This is a genomic window from Runella sp. CRIBMP, assembly GCF_009905605.1.
Classification (GTDB): Bacteria; Bacteroidota; Bacteroidia; order Cytophagales; family Spirosomataceae; genus Runella.
Map to the genome: position 1 here is coordinate 780,404 of NZ_JAAAKZ010000001.1, position 18,142 is coordinate 798,545.

At 46.0% G+C, this 18,142-nt stretch carries 17 protein-coding genes; 3 read left to right on the plus strand and 14 right to left on the minus strand.

Going from position 1 to position 18,142, the window contains the following annotated elements; all coding sequences use genetic code 11:
- The first annotated feature begins 10 nt into the window (after positions 1-10).
- On the plus strand, positions 11-511 hold the full coding sequence (locus GVN20_RS03230) for a DUF1003 domain-containing protein (RefSeq protein ID WP_166556939.1): 501 nt from the start codon (positions 11-13) through the stop codon (positions 509-511).
- A 55-nt stretch (positions 512-566) separates the two neighbouring features.
- Here GVN20_RS03230 and acs read toward each other — a convergent pair whose 3' ends face one another.
- The 9 genes from acs to GVN20_RS03275 form a co-directional block, all read right to left on the minus strand.
- Positions 567-2,456: an acetate--CoA ligase gene (gene acs / locus GVN20_RS03235; RefSeq protein ID WP_166556940.1), complete on the minus strand. Its 1,890-nt coding sequence runs from the start codon at positions 2,454-2,456 to the stop codon at positions 567-569.
- 142 nt (positions 2,457-2,598) lie between these two features.
- Entirely contained in the window at positions 2,599-4,527 is a 1,929-nt protein-coding gene (locus tag GVN20_RS03240) for a propionyl-CoA synthetase (protein ID WP_166556941.1), read from the minus strand.
- Between the two features lie 25 nt (positions 4,528-4,552).
- Positions 4,553-4,936, minus strand: coding sequence for a response regulator transcription factor (locus GVN20_RS03245; RefSeq protein ID WP_114067296.1), 384 nt, complete (start codon positions 4,934-4,936; stop codon positions 4,553-4,555).
- Between the two features lie 108 nt (positions 4,937-5,044).
- Entirely contained in the window at positions 5,045-7,741 is a 2,697-nt protein-coding gene (locus tag GVN20_RS03250; protein ID WP_166556942.1) for a sodium:solute symporter family transporter, read from the minus strand.
- A complete protein-coding gene (locus tag GVN20_RS03255) occupies positions 7,734-7,937 on the minus strand; it encodes a hypothetical protein (protein WP_114067294.1) in 204 nt (67 codons plus the stop codon). Before GVN20_RS03255 ends, GVN20_RS03250 begins: the two co-directional genes overlap by 8 nt.
- A gap of 103 nt (positions 7,938-8,040) precedes the next feature.
- The gene (locus GVN20_RS03260) at positions 8,041-8,265 is read right to left on the minus strand and encodes a DUF6814 family protein (protein ID WP_114067293.1); all 225 of its coding nucleotides are present in this window, start codon (positions 8,263-8,265) and stop codon (positions 8,041-8,043) included.
- A 73-nt stretch (positions 8,266-8,338) separates the two neighbouring features.
- Positions 8,339-9,937: an MFS transporter gene (locus tag GVN20_RS03265; RefSeq protein ID WP_166556943.1), complete on the minus strand. Its 1,599-nt coding sequence runs from the start codon at positions 9,935-9,937 to the stop codon at positions 8,339-8,341.
- A 73-nt stretch (positions 9,938-10,010) separates the two neighbouring features.
- Positions 10,011-11,387 (minus strand): porin, encoded by a 1,377-nt coding sequence (locus tag GVN20_RS03270; protein WP_166556944.1) that lies wholly within the window; start codon positions 11,385-11,387, stop codon positions 10,011-10,013.
- 409 nt (positions 11,388-11,796) lie between these two features.
- Positions 11,797-12,219: an IS1 family transposase gene (locus GVN20_RS03275; protein WP_114067290.1), complete on the minus strand. Its 423-nt coding sequence runs from the start codon at positions 12,217-12,219 to the stop codon at positions 11,797-11,799.
- A 251-nt stretch (positions 12,220-12,470) separates the two neighbouring features.
- On the opposite strand from GVN20_RS03275, the gene GVN20_RS03280 reads away from it, so the two are divergent.
- Positions 12,471-12,887 (plus strand): GNAT family N-acetyltransferase, encoded by a 417-nt coding sequence (locus GVN20_RS03280; RefSeq protein ID WP_166556945.1) that lies wholly within the window; start codon positions 12,471-12,473, stop codon positions 12,885-12,887.
- Positions 12,888-12,896: 9 nt separating this feature from the next.
- Positions 12,897-13,400, plus strand: a complete 504-nt coding sequence (locus tag GVN20_RS03285) for a hypothetical protein (protein ID WP_166556946.1) — start codon at positions 12,897-12,899, stop codon at positions 13,398-13,400.
- Between the two features lie 131 nt (positions 13,401-13,531).
- Here the strand turns inward: GVN20_RS03285 and GVN20_RS03290 are convergent, their stop codons facing one another.
- The 5 genes from GVN20_RS03290 to GVN20_RS03310 all read right to left on the minus strand — a co-directional run bounded on the left by GVN20_RS03290 (position 13,532) and on the right by GVN20_RS03310 (position 18,053).
- On the minus strand, positions 13,532-14,059 hold the full coding sequence (locus GVN20_RS03290) for a ferritin-like domain-containing protein (protein ID WP_114067287.1): 528 nt from the start codon (positions 14,057-14,059) through the stop codon (positions 13,532-13,534).
- 290 nt (positions 14,060-14,349) lie between these two features.
- Positions 14,350-15,693 carry an acetyl-CoA carboxylase biotin carboxylase subunit gene (accC, locus tag GVN20_RS03295; RefSeq protein WP_166556947.1) on the minus strand — a complete coding sequence of 448 codons (1,344 nt, stop codon included), beginning with the start codon at positions 15,691-15,693 and terminating at the stop codon, positions 14,350-14,352.
- A 121-nt stretch (positions 15,694-15,814) separates the two neighbouring features.
- Complete coding sequence (gene accB, locus GVN20_RS03300; protein WP_166556948.1) at positions 15,815-16,288, minus strand: acetyl-CoA carboxylase biotin carboxyl carrier protein; 474 nt, start codon at positions 16,286-16,288, stop codon at positions 15,815-15,817.
- Positions 16,289-16,364: 76 nt separating this feature from the next.
- Positions 16,365-16,928 carry an elongation factor P gene (gene efp, locus GVN20_RS03305; RefSeq protein WP_166556949.1) on the minus strand — a complete coding sequence of 188 codons (564 nt, stop codon included), beginning with the start codon at positions 16,926-16,928 and terminating at the stop codon, positions 16,365-16,367.
- A gap of 135 nt (positions 16,929-17,063) precedes the next feature.
- On the minus strand, positions 17,064-18,053 hold the full coding sequence (locus GVN20_RS03310) for a beta-ketoacyl-ACP synthase III (protein WP_166556950.1): 990 nt from the start codon (positions 18,051-18,053) through the stop codon (positions 17,064-17,066).
- Between the last annotated feature and the right edge of the window lie 89 nt (positions 18,054-18,142).

Consider the following 18,142-nt stretch of genomic DNA (forward strand, 5'->3'; position numbering starts at 1 on the left):
ACCAATAAAAATGGAAACAAGTTTAAACAATCAAAAAATAAAACACCTCGAAACCCTTCTCCAAAAAGACTTAGGAAGGCTATCGGATGAAGAGATGAAAATCTTGGTTTCCATGAGTATCAGCCGTATTTTGGTGGATAATTCGCTCGATGATACCCGACAAAAAACTACTTTTGGCGAGCGGGTAGCGGATAAAATAGCGGAATTTGGCGGTAGCTGGACGTTTATCATTTCGTTTGGTCTTTTTATCGCCGTCTGGATATGCGTCAATGTGTGGTTGTTGCTCAACAAGGGATTTGACCCGTATCCGTTCATTTTACTCAACTTGCTTCTATCTTGTTTGGCCGCTTTGCAGGCCCCAGTCATCATGATGAGCCAGAATCGTCAGGAGCAAAAGGACCGCGAACGTGCCAAAAGTGATTACGAAATTAACCTCCGTGCCGAGTTGGAAATTCGACTTTTGCACGAAAAACTAGATTATGTGATTCATAAACTGGAGACGAAGAAATGAAAAGGCCGCCCCTGAATGAGGCAGCCTTCTTGAAAGAATAGCGGATAAACTTATATTACATCGCGCCTGCTTTAATATCATCCACCACTGTGGGGTCCAGAAGCGTGGTTGTGTCGCCTAGATTTGAGGTGTCTCCTTCGGCGATTTTGCGCAGAATCCGACGCATGATTTTTCCCGAGCGTGTTTTGGGTAATCCTCTGACAAACTGGATTTTATCTGGTTTGGCAATGGGCCCAATGATGCGTGTCACGGTCGCTAAAATATCCCGGCGCGAAAGGTCTTCGTCGTCGAGGGTATTTTCGCAAATGACAAACGCATAGATTCCCTGCCCTTTGATATCGTGCGGATAGCCCACCACTGCACTCTCGATGACGTCGGCGTGCATGTTGATGGCGTTTTCTACTTCGGCGGTTCCGATGCGGTGCCCCGATACGTTGAGCACATCATCCACGCGGCCCGTGATGCGGTAGTAGCCGTCTTCGTCGCGGAGGCAACCGTCGCCGGTAAAGTATAGATTTGGATAGGTCGAGAAGTACGTCTGCCGACAGCGCTCGTGGTCGCCCCAAGTGGTACGGATGATAGACGGCCACGGATATTTGATACAAAGATTTCCGCTCACGCCGTTTCCTTCTATTTCTTTGCCGCTTTCGTCGACCAATATCGGTTGTACCCCCGGCAGCGGCAGGGTAGCGTAGGTTGGCTTGGTTTTGGTCACTCCCGCGATGGGCGAAATCAAAATACCGCCCGTTTCGGTTTGCCACCATGTGTCTACAATCGGGCATTTGCCTTTACCAATGTGTTCGTTGTACCAGTTCCATGCTTCTTCATTGATGGGTTCACCCACCGAGCCCAGCACTTTGAGCGAACTAAGGTCTTTGCCTTCGACGTATTTGAGGCCAAAGCCCATCAACGAACGAATGGCCGTAGGGGCGGTATAAAGAATGTCTACTTTGTGCCGGTCAACAATATCCCAAAAACGTCCCGCATCGGGATAGGTCGGGATGCCTTCAAACATCAAAGAAGTGGCTCCACTCAGCAGCGGGCCGTATACGATGTAGCTGTGGCCCGTAATCCAGCCCACGTCGGCGGTACAGAAAAATACTTGGTCTTTTTCATATTGGAATACATTTTGGAACGTATACGCCGAATACACCATGTAGCCACCAGTGGTGTGCACAACGCCCTTGGGCTTGCCCGTTGAGCCTGATGTATAGAGAATAAACAAAGGGTCTTCTGAATCCATCACCTCGGGCCGGCAGTCCGACGTAACTTGCTTCATTTCACTTTCCCACCATACGTCACGGCCTTTAATCATCGAAATGGGCGTGCGGGTATGGGTGAGTACGATAACTTTTTGAACCGAAGGACACGCAATCAGGGCGTCGTCAACGGTATCTTTCATGGGGATATTTTTATTGCCACGCGCCGCACCGTCGGAGGTAACAATAACTTTACAGTTAGAATCAATGATGCGGTCGGTCAACGATTGGGCCGAAAACCCACCGAATACAACCGAATGAACAGCACCGATGCGCGCACAGGCCAAGATAGCGATGGCTGCTTCGGGCACCATTGGCAGGTAAATACACACGCGGTCGCCTTTGACAACGCCGTTGCGCTTGAGCACGTTGGCAAAACGACACACTTGGTCGTGGAGCATTTTGTACGTGAGCGTTACGCTGGGTTCAGAAGGGTCGTTGGGCTCCCAAATGATGGCGGGATGATTGCCCAGCTCGCGCAAATGACGGTCGAGGGCGTTTTCGGTGATGTTTGTTTTTCCACCTACAAACCACTTGATGTCGGGGGTGCTAAAATTCCATTCGAGCACTTTTTTCCACGGCTTATGCCATTTGAATTCCTGAGCTACTTCGGCCCAGAATCCTTCGGGGTCTTCTACACTGTGCTGATAGGCGGTTTGGTACTCTTCAAATGTACGGATACGCATGATATCTGAATGTGTTTTGGTAAAAGTTAACGTGGTTAGGAAGGTTGTTGATGAATGCGGGTCTAAAAATAACAAAACATTTTCCCGTTTGAGTGAAATCGCTGACCTAAAATTGCTAAAAAGGTATAGAAAGTGATGAAAATCAGATGACTGCAAATTCTCCGAATCCTTTGCCAATTTTTCGGTTCTGCAATTTTTCGGCTATTTCTCCTAAAATCGCTGGGTCGTCAATTGTAGAAGGAACATTGTAAGATTCGCCGTCGGCGATTTGGCGCATTACTTTTCGCAGGATTTTTCCCGAACGGGTCTTGGGTAAACGTTTTACAATTAACGCACTTTTGAAGTACGCCACGGCCCCGATTTGTTCTCGAATCAACGTTACCAATTGGGTTTCAATCATTGGCTCGTCGATGGCCATTCCATCTTTCAGAACCACAAACGCCACGGGGCGCTGTCCGCGCATTTCGTCCTGAATTCCCACCACGGCACATTCCGCCACTGCTGGGTGCGAAGCCACAAATTCCTCCATTTCACCCGTAGAAAGGCGGTGCCCCGCCACATTGATGACATCGTCTACGCGGCCCATGATGTACACGTAGCCGTCGTCGTCTTTGTAGCCGCCGTCGCCAGAGAAATAAAACCCTGGGAACTTGGAAAGATACGATTCTTGAAAGCGGGCATCGTCGTTCCAGAGCGTGGGTAGGCAGCCGGGAGGCAGTGGCAGTTTGAGGCAAACGTATCCTTCGTGGTTGGCATCCAACGGCTGCCCGTCTTCGTCCAGAATCTGCACATCAAACCCACAAACGGGTTTGGTTGCGGAGCCGGGTTTGACGGGTAAAAGCTCTACGCCCGTCATATTGGCAATCATCGGCCAGCCAGACTCTGTTTGCCACCAATGATCAATGATAGGTTTATTGGTTATTTCCTGCAACCATTTGAGGGTAGAAGGATCGCAGCGCTCTCCAGCCACGAAGAGCTGTTGGAGGCAGCTAAGGTCGTATTTTTGGAGAAATTCAGCCTGTGGGTCTTCTTTCCGGATGGCGCGAAATGCCGTGGGTGCAGTGAAAAATACTTTTACCTGATGTTCAGAAATAATGCGCCAAAAGGTGCCCGCATCGGGAGTCCTAACGGGTTTTCCTTCAAACAAAATGGTGGTACAGCCCTGAATAAGAGGTGCATAGATAATGTATGAATGACCAACTGCCCAGCCCAAATCAGAAGCGGCCCAATACACATCTCCTGGTTGAATGTTATATACATACTGCATCGAAAATTTCATGGCAACGGCGTGCCCCCCGTTGTCGCGAACAATTCCTTTGGGTTTGCCCGTGGTACCCGACGTGTACAAAACGTATAGCGGGTCGAGGGCGTCAACGGGTACGCAATCAACGGGCTCGGCCTGCGCAACAGCGGTGCTGAAATCAACGTCGCGCCCCGCGTGCATGAGAGCGTGAATTTGGGGACGTTGTAAAATTAAACAGTGAGGTGGTTTAAATTGGGCGAGGTGAATGGCGTCGTCGAGCAACGGTTTGTACGGAATCACTCGCTCAAACTCAATACCGCACGAAGCCGAAATAACGACTTTAGGGCGGGTATCGTCAATGCGTATGGCCAGTTCGTGCGGGGCAAATCCTCCGAAAACCACCGAATGAACCGCCCCCAAACGGGCGCAAGCCAGCATCGCAAAAGCCGCTTCGGGTACCATCGGCATATAAATCACGACACAATCGCCTTTTTCGACGCCCAATTGACGTAATGCCCCTGCCAATTTTGCTACCTCCGATTGAAGTTGGGCGTAGGTGTATTTTTGAACGGTTTTGGTCACAGGAGAATCATAAATAAGCGCCACCTGCTCCGACCGGCCGTGCTCTACGTGATAATCCAAGGCCAAGTAGCAGGTATTTAGTGTTCCCCCTTCAAACCACCGATAGAACCCCTTTTCGTTCATCGTTAATGTCTGAACGGGTGCTTTATACCACGCAATTTTGGTGGCCTGTTTGGTCCAAAAATCCACAGGACTAGCAAGGCTGGCTTCGTAAAAGCCTGCATAAGAGGGTGTTGGTGATTTCATGAGTAATGAAACTTAAAAGGGGAAACTATACGGCGCTCATCGTAAGTGCGTTTACTTTGGCCACCATGTCGCGGGTTGAAAACGGTTTAGGTATGTATAAATCGGCGCCAAGATCATATCCTTTTTGCAGGTCAGTTTCACGGCTTTTTGAACTCATAAAGATGACCTTGGCATGTTGATATTCTGGCGAGCTTTTGATAAAACGGCACACCTCATACCCATCGACTTTGGGCATCATAATATCTAATAAAACAACGTCTGGAATTTCGGTGCGAACGATATCAACGGCTTCTTCGCCATCGCGGGCAATAAAAACTTTGTATCCTTCCTTTTTCATCAGGAATTCCAGCGACATCAAAATATTGGGCTCGTCGTCTACTATTACTATTTTTATATGTTGGCGTGTCATATAGGCAGTATGTTCGTAGGGTGACCTAGGAGTTTTGAGTGAATAACGTTGTAAAATAGAAAATTTATTCTCTTAAAATAAAATTGTGATCGCAAAGAGATATAGATACTACACTGGTATTTCAAAAGTAAACAGCGCCCCTTCTTCTACTGTACTCTGCACATGAATGCTTCCTTGATGCAGTTCAATGATTTTTTTGGAAATGGCCAGCCCCAATCCGCTGCCTTTGGGCTTGCGGGCAAGCGGGGCATTTCCTTGGTAAAATTTATCAAAAATCAGGGCAATATGCTCCGCACTGATGCCTGGTCCATTGTCTTTTACACTGATAGAAAGGTAATTGCCGTCTGCCATTGCCCTTATTTCGATGAGCCCGTTTTGGGCGGGGCAAAATTTGATGGCGTTGGATAACAAATTAATGAGCACCTGCATCAGCCGGTCAAAATCTCCGTTTATCGTGGGTAGTTTGCCCGCGTAAGATGTTTGAATGACAATATTTTTTTCGGTGGCCAAGGCATTAATGGAATTTATAGATTCTTCGATGAGGGTTTCGGGGTGAAATGTTTCTTTGGTCAATTGGTATTTTCCAGTTTCAAACCGTTCCAAATCAAGCACTTGGTTGATTAGCCGGGTCAGGCGGTCTGATTCTTTGATGATGGTACTCAGAAAATGCTTTTGCTGCTCTTCGTCCATGTCGGGATTGTCGAGGACAATTTCCGACAACGCCCGAATAGAGGTCATGGGCGTTCGGATTTCGTGCGTAACCGTCGACAGAAAATCATCTTTTTCGCGGTCGGCCTGTTGCAGACGCTCATTGGCTTCCTTGAGCTGACCCGTGAGTTGCTCCAGTTCGCGCGATTTGCGCGTCAGCTCTTCGTTCACAAGGCGCAGTTCTTGTGACGTTTTTAAAATATCAATCACCTCATCCACCGTTACGGGTTCTTCTTTCGCCACCGACGCCACCACCACCCGCGCCGAAGCAGCCCCAATGGCACCGCTGAGCATTTTTTCGGCATAATTGACCAACTGCGGGTCGGCATATTTGGCAGAAAGGGCAAGTTTATTGCGTTTGACGTAGAGCGTTATGGCCCGTTGTGCGCGCATTTCCCCGAAAAATTTACTTAAAAGATTCGTTATGTCAGTCACCAAGGCTTTTCCTCGCCAAGCCACCGAACGTTCGTAAGACGTATCGTATCTGAAAATATCGACAAACAACGCGGCTTGGTTGTGCTCTACGGCACTTTGGGAGAAATTTAGCGCCCCCAAAACGTAGAATGAAACGTTAAAAAGTAACGACCAAAAGACGCCGTGCGAAAGGCTGTCCATCCCCTCAAGCCCCAGAAATGCTTCTGGCCTAAGCCAATGAATGTGCGCTGGCCCATGCGCCAAAAAGTCGGAAGAGATAAGGCCATTTGAGGCCATTGAGGGAATAATCAGGGTATAAAACCAAACAGTTGTTCCTGCCAAAATTCCGCTCATCGCTCCCGTCAGATTGGCCCGTTTCCAACAAATTCCGCCCAAAGCAGCGGGGGCAAACTGCGCCACTGCCGCAAACGAAACCATGCCGACCGATACCAACGAGTACTTGTCACTGACGTTTTTGTAATAAGCGTACGCTAGCAAAATAATGACGGCAATAAATAAACGACGGGCCGTAATGACAAAACTCCCAATCGAAGACCCCATGCGTTCTTGCCACCCCCGACGGCTCACCAAAAATGGCATCAGTAAATTATTGCTGAACATCACCGTCAGGGCGGTACATTCCACGATAATCATGCTTGTCGCCGCCGAAAATCCGCCCAAATAAGTCAGAAAAGCCAAGCCTTGTTGCTTAAAATGCAGTGGTATGGCCAGCAGATAGGTGTCAGATTTGATGGCTTCGTCGGCAAAAAGTAATTTTCCGCTGAGGGCAATGGGTAAGACAAAAATGTTGATAATCAGCAGGTAAAGCGGGAATAACCATTGTGCTTTTTTGAGGTGATTTTCGTCGATATTTTCCACTACTGTTACCTGAAACTGACGAGGTAAAAACAGAATAGCAATGGCGGCCAGAAAGCAATGCCAGAACCAATTTCCCGTTTGATTTTCGGGTAAAGTAAATAGTTTACGAAGTTCGGGGACTTTCACTGCGCGGGCGGCGATGTCGTCGAAGCCGTTGAAAATGCCGAAAGTAATGAAGACTCCAACCGCTAAAAACGCAAATAACTTGACCAGCGACTCAAAGGCAATGGCCGCAACGAGGCCTTCGTGGCGTTCGTTGGCTTCTAGTTTTCGGGTTCCGAATAGAATCGCAAACACAATCAGCATCAGGGCGATGTAGAAAGATTGATCGCTCAAAAACGACTGATTGGGCGAGGTATCATTGCCCGAAAGAATCAGAAAGCTGCTCGTAATGGCTTTGAGTTGAATGGAAATATAGGGGATGATACCCAGTAAACACACCACGGTCACAATCACGCCCAAGGCACGACTTTTGCCATAACGGGCGGAGATAAAATCGGCAATGCTGGTGATTCGCTGGACTTTACAAATGCGAATAACCTTCCTGAAAATAATCCACCAAAGCGGAATTACGAGCGTAGGACCGATGTAAACGCTTAGAAAATCTGGCCCCGATTCGGCCGCTCGACCCACGCTACCATAAAACGTCCAAGCGGTGCAGTAAACGGCCAAAGAAAGAGCATACACGTAAGGATTATTCACCCAACTGCGCTTGTGGGACGAGCGGCGCTCAGCCCGGTCGGCAATCACAAACAAGAGCAACAGGTACAACAAAGACCAGCAAATAATCCAAAAACTACTCATCTTCTGCTTCAGATTGACGAAGTAACCACGCCGTAGCCCCAATAATCAGTAACCATGCTCCAAATAGAAAGCCGTAAAATACGGGGATACTCCCGATAAATGTCGGCTTGTTGAAAATCGAAAGAAAAGGGGTATTGAAGAGGACAATCGCCACTACACACAACGCCACCAATGAAATTTTACGATTTGTATTCATAAGAAGGGATAAAGTGAAGATGCCTGCTATGCGTTGCCGTTATAAAATGATTGCCGAAGAGCGATACTACTTCGACAATCATTCAAACTACTAAACCCTAAACCTAACTTTTACTGTCGTATTCGCCTTTGAGGGCATAAATTCCAAAAGTAGCCAGGCTCCCTACAATAAGAGGACATAAGATAAAGGTGTAAATTCCCGCAGGAATCAAGTCTTCGGGTTTGCCCGTGCCAAATTTGGGGATGGCCTGATTGATTAATAAATAATACCCTGCGGCGGCACCTACGGCCAACCAGATAATACCTGCTAGTCTTTTTATCGTATTCATTGTCTTTGTTGTTGCTAAATCAGTTGAAAAAATAGGGGTAATGAGCGTTTTTGTTACTCATTGATTTGGTGGATTAATCATTAACGTTGCGATCTTTACCGTTGATGTACAATAATCCAATGACAAAACAGATTCCTGCAATGACAATCGGATACCAAAGTCCTTCGAGGTAAGGAGCGGCGTTGGGCAATGCTTCCCCAGCTTCTTTGGCGATGTCGTTGGCTTTGCCAGCCGAGGCAACCAAAGCGGTGGCAATGGTAGGCAACAGTCCACCAAATACGCCGTTTCCGATGTGGTACGGCAACGACATAGACGTGTAGCGAATGCGGGTCGGAAACATCTCCACGAGGAAGGCTGCGATAGGGCCGTAGACCATTGTTACGAAAATCACCTGAATGAAGACTAGCCAAATAAGCGTCCATTTATCGCTGTCATTGATGGTGACGAGTTTCTTGATTTCGGGTTTTACGGGGGCTGCGGAGGCATCGGCTAAGATTTTTTCAATCTTCTTTTCTTCGTATTGAGTGCCGTCCGTATATTCTTTTTTGATGGTAGTGACAATGAGCGAATCTTTGGTTTCAACCCCGTCTTTTTTGTCCAGCGTGCGGGTTATACCTACCGTTGTTTTTTCGGCTACTTCCGTTTTATTTTGGATGTTGGTGGTCTGGTACATTTTTTCGTAAATCGGACGGTACGACAAAATGGCAATCAACATACCAGCGAGCATGATGCCTTTGCGGCCAATCTTATCAGACAACCAACCGAATAACACAAAGAATGGCGTGCCCAACATCAACGCGTAGGTCATCAGCGCGTTGGATTGCTGAAGGTCAATGGCCATTACTTTTTGGAGAAAGCTCAACGCGTAAAATTGCCCCGTGTACCACACAACTCCTTGGCCCATAGTGGCTCCCAATAAAGCCAGCAACACAAATTTGAAGTTGTAACGGTTGCCGAATGATTCTTTCAGCGGGTTGGTAGAGGTTTTTCCTTCGGCTTTTGCTTTGGCAAACAACGGCGATTCGTGCATGTTTTTACGAATCAAGACCGAAACGTACACCATGATGATGGAAACCAAAAACGGTACGCGCCAGCCCCATTCAGAAAAAGCCTCTTTCGACATGCTGTTTTGGGTCAATTGAATCACAATCAGCGATACAAACAACCCTGCAGTAGCCGTGATTTGAATCCATGAAGTCCAGAATCCACGCTTGTCGGCGGGAGAGTGCTCGGCCACGTAAGTAGCGGCGCCGCCGTATTCGCCGCCAAGGGCTAACCCCTGCAAAAGACGCAGTAAAAGCACTAGGGTAGGAGCCAAGAAACCGATGGTTTCGTAGCTGGGAATCAAACCAATCATGAACGTAGCGCCGCCCATCAGCAGCAACGTGACCATGAAGGTATATTTTCGGCCAATAAGGTCACCCAAGCGGCCAAAGAAAATGGCCCCGAAAGGACGAACCACAAAGCCTGCGGCAAAAGTGGCTAAGGTAGAAAGAAAAGCCGCGGTGGGGTTGCCGTCTGGAAAAAACTTGGTGGCGATAATCGTCGCCAAGCTTCCAAAGATGTAGAAATCGTACCACTCAATCATCGTACCGACCGACGATGCCGCAATGATGGCCGCTAAGCTTTGTTTTTTCTGCGCTTTAGTATTCGTTGTTGCAGATTCTGACATTAGTGTAGGAAAGTTAGGTGTTATAATTAGAGAAAATATAAGGGTTTCGGAGGAGGGTTTTACTTAACCAAACTCAAAGATACGTTTGGAATTGAACGATAAACTCACCTTTGTTGCCATCTATGACATCTTTGGCCGTGTAGATGGGGCGAGTTGAGTACTGTAAAGTGATTTTCGCGTGGTGCCCGTCGATGAAAAAGTTGCTGCCAAGGTCAAAGTAGCTGCCTGTTTTACTGAGGGCTTCAAACTTCTTAGACGTGTAAGCGGCAAATGGCTGAACGCGGATTTTGGGTTTATCGCTGGTTTTGGGCAATAAAATTCCTGCTTGTGTATAGAAAATGGAGCCTGTTCCTATCATTGGGCGGGCATTTCCCGCCCCCGCCAAGGCTTTTTTATCGGTAAACTTGGGGTCAATCGTGCCAATATTCATGATGCCGATGTTGCGGAGGTAGTTGGGACCAAAATTGTAATTAAAATAGCCGGTGTACATCGTAAGGGCTGCATTTTTCTCTTTTTTACCGATCGGCATATCCAGAAATGCATCCAACGCCAGCAAGTTTATGGAATGTTTTTGTACAATTCCATTTTTTAGGCTTTGTGTTCCTTCTTTTTGAGAATAAAACCCTGCTCCCACGTTAAATACCTTTTTGGTGCCTACGTAGGTGCCCACTTTGAAAGGAAGGGCATTGGATTCTCGGTCAAAAAATTCATATTCTAAATAGCCTGCCAGCGCGGCTTTACTCTGGCCATTGTTGTCGACGGCTACGCCTTCAGTGGCCGTTCCGTTGGTTGCAAACGGTTTATTTAATGCCAAACGATACTCAAACTTGCCCGCTTTTCCTTTGGTAAAGATGCCGTATTGGCGGGCAAATTGATCACTGTTTTCGATAAGTGCCCAGTTGAATATGGGTGCATCAACGGCCAAATAATTAAGGGTACTCGACATGGTCATTCTTGAAATCCCCATTACGTAGTGCAGACCAGCCCCAATATTCATCGTAAATTTGTTTGGCTTTTTGGTCTCGGCGTTGATGGTAGGGATGATGGTATATTCACTCCAAAAGTCATGGAAAAATAGCCCTGGTTTTTTGCCAGCGCCATATCCACCCGTTCCAGAAGTGCCCGCAGCACCGCCGTTCAGAAAAGACTGATTGTTGACACCAAAGTGAGCCAATACCATAAATCGGGGGCTCACTTGGGCCATTGCTAGCATCCGTAAGCGCCTACCACCCACATCAAACGTTTTATCTTGGGGTGTTCCGTTGATTAACGTGCCAGGATTGTTCTGTACAGACCTAGCCCATATCTGACTCCAAGTAATCAAACGCACGTATTTCGTGCCTTCAGGGTTTATATTAAATTTCATTCCTGAACCATAATCCGTAGAGCCTTGGGCGTAGCTATGGGCGCAGCTGGTAGCAAAAATCAATACTAAAAATAACTTTTTCATTGTCGGTTAAGAGGAGAAGGTTTCGAAAAATTCGGACTGCATTGCAATCGAAGCCCTGGCGCCTTGGGCAGCAATTGTGATCCAAAACACCATAAAATACAATAAATAAAAAAAATATTGATATAGCTTTGGTCAATTAGTGTAGGTAAAGGCTAATAAAACACCCTATTTGCCTTATTTTATATTAATAATGGTGCCCAAGTCTGAATATTCTGTGGTAATTAAAGAAAAAAACAGAATATTATAGGGTATTTTGGCGCTAATTGAAGTATAAAGGGGCGCAAAATAGGAATAGGCACCCCGAAAAGTGCCTATAGTAATTTAGCAAAAGTATATTATATTAGCAATAAATAGGAGAAATAGGGGAGAATGCAATGCCGTGTTTGACTAAAATGAATTCTTAGGAACCTTAATCTTTAAATCGTTCCCATTTAATCATCATAAATTTATCGCCCAATTCGGTCACAATCATGCCCGTTCCTTCGAGGTTTTTGCGGTCGGCATAAAACTCCGCCAATTCCTTATGGCTCATTACTTTATAAGTGGCATGATGCGTGATTCGGTCGGGCATTTTGATTTGGTATTTTTTGACCCAGTTCATGACCGATACGTGACTGACGCCCAACAAACGCTCGATTTCGCGGAAACTCACCCCTTCAATATATAGCTGGAGGGCTTTGATGACGTAATACGAACTAATACCTTTGCCGAGTTTGTCTACGGTAAAATTGTAGTCGCATTTTTTGCACCGAAACCGTTGGCGGTTTTTAATAATTCCGTTTTTGACAGTTTCTAGGCTATCGCATTTGGGGCATTTCAGGGTTGCAGCCATTGATGAGAGAAGGTTTAGTCGGGTGAAAAAAGATATTTCGCTATAGTAATTTACCAAATCTAAATTACCTCGTTCTATGAAAAAATGCTTTTGATCATTTTTGGGGTGGATGTGCTAATTTTAGATAGATAGCCTTTAGGCTTGGTTATATTCGGAGCAAAAGAACAGTTTTTTGTTTCTGTATGATGAAAAGTGCCGAAAAGTACGGATAATTGTTGCCTGTTCTGTTGGAGCCTAAAACAAGACCTTACATGTCATTTTTAATCAATTATCAAGTAGAAAATCAGTTGTCTGTTGATGAATTTATATCAGTACTCAATCGCTCAACCTTAGGCGAGCGTCGACCCGTAGAAGATACTGAGCGGATAGCAGATATGCTCAAAAATGCCAATCTGTTGGTAACGGCGCGCGACAATGGCGTCCTAGTTGGCGTATCGCGGGCCATTACTGACTTTGCTTTTTGTACCTATCTGTCAGATTTGGCGGTGGACGAAGCGTATCAAAAACAGGGCATCGGTAAGGAATTGATTCGGCAAACAAAACTGGCTGCGCCCCGTGCCAAACTCATTTTATTGTCGGCGCCCAAAGCAGTAGAGTATTATCCCAAAATAGGCATGAAACATCATCCCCATTGTTATTTTATAGATACGGTAGAAGAACTGAAATAATGGTTTGTTATGAAAAAACTCGGACTGATACTTTGGCTCTTTTTTGCTTTTTTTGAGTCTTCAATGGCGCAGACAACGTTTGTAGATACCTGTTTGGGTAATTGGGAAGGAACGATGTACATCTACAACCGAGGCATGCTCAAAGACAGCTTGTCTGTAAAATTGACCGTTAAAAAAATGACAGCTGCGGATGCATGGATGTGGAAAATGGAATATTTGTCGCCCCAAATGCCTATGGTTAAAGACTATATTTTACGGCTAAAAGACGCTTCAAAAGGGCATTATATTACAGACGAAGGAGGTGGAATTGAGCTGATGGACTATTTATTCGAGAATAAACTGTATTGCGTTTTTGAAACATCTGGCGTAATACTTACTTCTACCTATGAATTGAGAGGCAAAGAATTGATTTTTGAGGTGACTTCAGGAAAAAAACAAGGTGTTGATAACCAGCCCGTCACTAACTATTCGGTTGATAATTTACAGCGGGTTGTATTTAGAAAAGTAGAATAAATCAGAACCTTCTTCTGAATGTTGACTTTGTATTGCTGGTTAAAACTTCCAATATAGACAGTAACAATGTTTCAAAAAAAGCAGAAGGGTTCACCTTCTGCTTTTTTGTTAAGTTATTCTAGCCTCTTAAGCTATTTTTCGGACATGGCTTCTTCGTTAACAAATGACATTGCCACCTGTGTCAGTTCATCGTCGGCCGAGTGTTCTTCGTCCAACGTAGCCTGTAAAAGTGCTTGCACTTCCGTATGGCCCATAATGGCGGCCAAAGTACGCAGGGTACCATAGGTTGCAATTTCGTAATGTTCAACTTTTTGGGCTGCCAAAATCAGGCCACAATCCCGCACCATGGTGCCGTCTTCGGTATCGTCAATGATTTCGTTGGCCTCTCTGATTAGTCCTTTAAGGGCTTCACAGGTTTTGGTTTCAGGTTTTTCGTCCAATGATTCAAAAACCTTTTTCAAACGTTCTACGTGGGTTTGTGTAACGGCCAAGTGACCTTCAAATGCCTTCCTAAGTTCGGTTGAAGTACTGGCTTCGGCCATTTTTGGTAGGGCTTTCAGCAAATGATTTTCGGCCCAATAAATGTCTTTAATTTCTTCCAAAAACAATTGATGAAGCGGAGATTGTTTCATCTCTTCGGTGATTTGTTGCTTTTTCATAACCTTGTTTGTTAAAGTTGAATGATAAGTTATGACCGAAAAGATAAAAAAATCATGCTAACTTAAAGACAGGGTTTCTTGGGAAATAACAACCTCAAATTGTGCATCAGTTCAAGAAAGAGCTTCCCAAAAAGGCACACTTTTGGGAAAGTTGAAACAAAAAAAGCGAGCTTTTGAAAGCCCGCTTTTAAAGAAATATGGCGAAAAGAAAAACTGATTTACAGCTTGATGCAGACTGTATTTTCCTTATTTTACATTTATCAGTTTTACATTTTTCAGTTATTTATACCTTACAATCCCCCGAAATCAAAGGACTCCAAGTATTTGGTCGTAAATATCCCCGATTTAAAGCCGGGGTCGTCCATGAGGCGGATATGGAAAGGAATCGTAGTTTTTATCCCTTCAATGACGCATTCCTGCAAAGCCCGTTTCATGCGGGTCATCACTTCTTCGCGTGACTGACCGCTTACAATAATCTTCGCAATCATGGAGTCATAATTGGGAGGAATGGTGTAGCCAGCATATACGTGGCTATCGATACGAACGCCGTGACCGCCAGGGAAGTGCAATTGCGTAATCTTGCCTGGGCTTGGGCGGAATCCGTTGGCGGGGTCTTCTGCGTTGATACGGCACTCCATTGCGTAGCGCTTTGGGGTGTAGTTTTGTCCCGAAATTGGCTCACCAGCCGCCACTTTGATTTGTTCCTTAATGAGGTCAAAGTTGGTTACCTCTTCCGTAATCGGGTGTTCTACTTGAATCCGGGTATTCATTTCCATGAAGTAGAATTCACCGTATTTATCGACCAAAAACTCAATGGTTCCTGCCCCTTCGTAATTGATGGCCGAAGCACCTTTGATGGCGGCTTGCCCCATTCGCTCCCGAAGTTCGGGGGTCACGATGGGAGAAGGTGTTTCTTCAACCAGTTTTTGGTGGCGACGCTGAATCGAGCAATCGCGCTCCGAAAGGTGGCATACTTTGCCGTATTGGTCGCCTACCACCTGAATTTCAATGTGGCGGGGTTCTTCTACAAATTTTTCGAGATAAAGGCCGTCGTTGCCGAAAGCCGCGCCTGATTCCATTTTGGCATCATCCCACGCTTTCTGAAACTCACTTTCATCTTTGATGATACGCATTCCGCGTCCACCGCCCCCCGCAGTTGCTTTCACAATGACGGGGTAGCCAATTTCTTTGGCCAATTCTTTGCCTTGTTCTACCGAGTCAAGTAGCCCTTCTGAGCCTGGAATTACGGGTACGCCCGCGGCTCTCATGGTTGCTTTTGCGGTGGCTTTGTCGCCCATGAAGTTAATCTGCTCGGCCGTTGCTCCGATGAATTTGATACCGTAATCGGCACAAATTCGAGAAAACTCCGCATTTTCCGACAAGAATCCGTAGCCGGGGTGAATGGCGTCGGCGTTGGTGATTTCGGCGGCCGAAATGATGTTTGGAATATTCAGGTAGGACTGACGGCTTGCAGGGGGGCCAATACAAACCGCTTCGTCGGCAAAACGTACGTGCAGACTTTCACGGTCGGCTGTTGAGTACACCGCCACGGTCTGAATTCCCATTTCGCGGCAGGTACGAATCACCCGTAAGGCGATTTCCCCGCGATTGGCAATAAGTATTTTTTTGAACATAATTTTGAGTCATTGAGTAGTCATTGGTAATCAGGGGATTGTCATAAAATCGGGGAGTTTATCAATCAAAACTTGATTGTTCCCGATATTTTACGGCAAAAACTTGATTAACTCCGACGATTTAAATGGGTTCTACCAAGAACAAAGGCTGGTCGTATTCAACGGGAGTTGCATTTTCAACCAATACTTTCACAATCCGGCCCGATACTTCCGACTCGATTTCGTTAAAGAGCTTCATAGCTTCCACGATGCAAACTACTTTGCCCGCCGTAACCTCGTCGCCTATTTCTACAAAAGAGGGTTTGTCTGGGCCACCTGAGCGGTAGAAAGTACCAATCATTGGTGATTTAATGGTCAGGTACTTTGAATCATCAGCTTTGGGAGCCACAGGGGCGGCGGCAGGCTGGGCGGCAGGAGCCGCGGGCTGAGGAGCCGCTACAGGCGCTGCTGCTACGGGAGCAGGGGCGGCCGTTACATACGTAGCTGCCGCATTTTTCTTTACACTTACCTTAAATTCTCCGGTTTCGATATTGACTTCATCCAAGCCAGAATTAGCGATGAAGTCCAACAATTTTTGAATGTCTTTGATTTCCATTTTTTTAGTGGTTATTACGCAGTCGTCACTATTTTTTAGCGCCATGCCATCAATGATTGGCTACAATCAGTAGGAATTATTTTACGCGTTCTACATAATCGTAAGTGCGGGTATCGATACGGAGTTTGTCGCCTTCTTCGATAAACATAGGCACCATAATACGGGCTCCTGTTTCAACTTCAACGGCCTTGCGGGGGTTATTGGCAGTATCCCCTTTGATGCCTGGCTCGGCGTAGGTGACGACAAGTTCCACAAAAGAGGGTAATTCACAGGTGAGGGGGGATTCGTTTTCGGTATTAATGAGTACTTCAACGACTTGGCCTTCTTTCAGCAAATCAGCCGCAGTAAGAAGTTTTTCGGAAATAGAGATTTGGTCAAATGTTTCATTGTCCATGAAATTATAACCAGTTTCATCTTTGTACAAGTACTGGAAAGAGCGGCGTTCTACACGAACTGGATAAATAGCTACTCCTGAGTTGAAGGTGTTATCCAACACTTTTCCAGTGGTAAGGCTTTTGATTTTCGTGCGTACGAAAGCTGCGCCTTTGCCAGGTTTTACGTGTTGAAATTCAACTACTTGGAATAAATCGTTGTTGAAGTTAATGACCAATCCATTACGGATGTCTGCGGTTGTTGCCATACTTTTTTGAGTTACAGTTTTTGGTTGAGTAGTTGATTGGTAAAGCGGCTAAAACTACATTACAAACCCTTAAAACTGACGATTATTTGCAAAATATAGGTTGATAAAAAAAACATTAAAGAGCTGCTGGAAAGCTTAGTAGCCCCATTTGACATACACCGACCCCCACGTGAACCCACCCCCAAAAGCGGCCAAAATCAGGTTGTCGCCTTTGTTGAGTTGAGATTCGTAATCCCACAAACAAAGCGGGATGGTAGCGGCGGTGGTATTGCCGTATTTTTGAATATTAAGCATCACTTTATCCATTCCTACTTTCATCCGATTGGCGGTGGCAGAAATGATACGTTTGTTGGCCTGATGTGGTACGAGCCACGCCACATCGTCGCCCGTGAGGTGATTGCGCTCCATGATTTCGGCGGCAACGTCGGCCATATTGGTGACGGCAAACTTAAATACCGAAGGACCATCCTGGTACGCATAGTGCCAGCGTTTATCGATGGTTTCGTGGGTGGGCGGGTAGCGGCTTCCTCCTGCTTTTTGGTTCAAGAAAGGCTGTCCAGCACCGTCGGAACGGATAATACTGTCGATAATTCCAAAACCTTCGGTGTTGGGTTCGAGCATTACAGCTCCCGCTCCATCACCGAAAAGTACGCAGGTGGTACGGTCGGTGTAGTCGACGATGGCCGACATTTTATCGGCACCTACTACAATCACCTTTTTGTATTTTCCTGTTTCGATAAACTGAGAGCCCACGGTTAGGGCGTACACAAAGCCTGAACAAGCAGCCTGAATATCAAAACTCCCGATGGATTTGATACCGACCATATCGCAGATAAGATTGGCGGTACTTGGAAAGATAAAGTCGGGGGTTGTGGTTGCGCAGATAAGTAAATCAACTTCTTCTGGGGCGGTATGGGTCTTTGTCAAAAGACCTTTTACTGCTTCAGCTGCCATGTGAGAAGTGCCTAGGCCTTCTCCTTTGAGGATGTGACGTTCTTTGATACCTGTACGGGCGGTTATCCATTCGTCATTGGTATCAACCATTTTTTCCAATTCTGCATTGGTCAAAATGTAGTCGGGTACGTATCCTTGTATCCCCGTAATAGCAGCTCGAATTTGACTCATTTTTTACTTCGTAAAAGTTATTAGTTATCTGTGTCTCGGTTATACGTAAGTTCGTTTTTTAAATTCGGACAACGTTGAACGGGTAACAG

What these genes read in the sequence shown, in the direction of transcription:
- GVN20_RS03265 (WP_166556943.1), bottom strand. Translation starts at nt 9,937, where the DNA reads ATGTCAGAATCTGCAACAACGAATACTAAAGCGCAGAAAAAACAAAGC.
- GVN20_RS03230 (WP_166556939.1), top strand. Translation starts at nt 11, where the DNA reads ATGGAAACAAGTTTAAACAATCAAAAAATAAAACACCTCGAAACCCTT.
- acs (WP_166556940.1), bottom strand. Translation starts at nt 2,456, where the DNA reads ATGCGTATCCGTACATTTGAAGAGTACCAAACCGCCTATCAGCACAGT.
- GVN20_RS03310 (WP_166556950.1), bottom strand. Translation starts at nt 18,053, where the DNA reads ATGAGTCAAATTCGAGCTGCTATTACGGGGATACAAGGATACGTACCC.
- efp (WP_166556949.1), bottom strand. Translation starts at nt 16,928, where the DNA reads ATGGCAACAACCGCAGACATCCGTAATGGATTGGTCATTAACTTCAAC.
- GVN20_RS03240 (WP_166556941.1), bottom strand. Translation starts at nt 4,527, where the DNA reads ATGAAATCACCAACACCCTCTTATGCAGGCTTTTACGAAGCCAGCCTT.
- accB (WP_166556948.1), bottom strand. Translation starts at nt 16,288, where the DNA reads ATGGAAATCAAAGACATTCAAAAATTGTTGGACTTCATCGCTAATTCT.
- GVN20_RS03245 (WP_114067296.1), bottom strand. Translation starts at nt 4,936, where the DNA reads ATGACACGCCAACATATAAAAATAGTAATAGTAGACGACGAGCCCAAT.
- GVN20_RS03270 (WP_166556944.1), bottom strand. Translation starts at nt 11,387, where the DNA reads ATGAAAAAGTTATTTTTAGTATTGATTTTTGCTACCAGCTGCGCCCAT.
- GVN20_RS03255 (WP_114067294.1), bottom strand. Translation starts at nt 7,937, where the DNA reads ATGAATACAAATCGTAAAATTTCATTGGTGGCGTTGTGTGTAGTGGCG.
- accC (WP_166556947.1), bottom strand. Translation starts at nt 15,693, where the DNA reads ATGTTCAAAAAAATACTTATTGCCAATCGCGGGGAAATCGCCTTACGG.
- GVN20_RS03285 (WP_166556946.1), top strand. Translation starts at nt 12,897, where the DNA reads ATGAAAAAACTCGGACTGATACTTTGGCTCTTTTTTGCTTTTTTTGAG.
- GVN20_RS03275 (WP_114067290.1), bottom strand. Translation starts at nt 12,219, where the DNA reads ATGGCTGCAACCCTGAAATGCCCCAAATGCGATAGCCTAGAAACTGTC.
- GVN20_RS03280 (WP_166556945.1), top strand. Translation starts at nt 12,471, where the DNA reads ATGTCATTTTTAATCAATTATCAAGTAGAAAATCAGTTGTCTGTTGAT.
- GVN20_RS03290 (WP_114067287.1), bottom strand. Translation starts at nt 14,059, where the DNA reads ATGAAAAAGCAACAAATCACCGAAGAGATGAAACAATCTCCGCTTCAT.
- GVN20_RS03250 (WP_166556942.1), bottom strand. Translation starts at nt 7,741, where the DNA reads ATGAGTAGTTTTTGGATTATTTGCTGGTCTTTGTTGTACCTGTTGCTC.
- GVN20_RS03260 (WP_114067293.1), bottom strand. Translation starts at nt 8,265, where the DNA reads ATGAATACGATAAAAAGACTAGCAGGTATTATCTGGTTGGCCGTAGGT.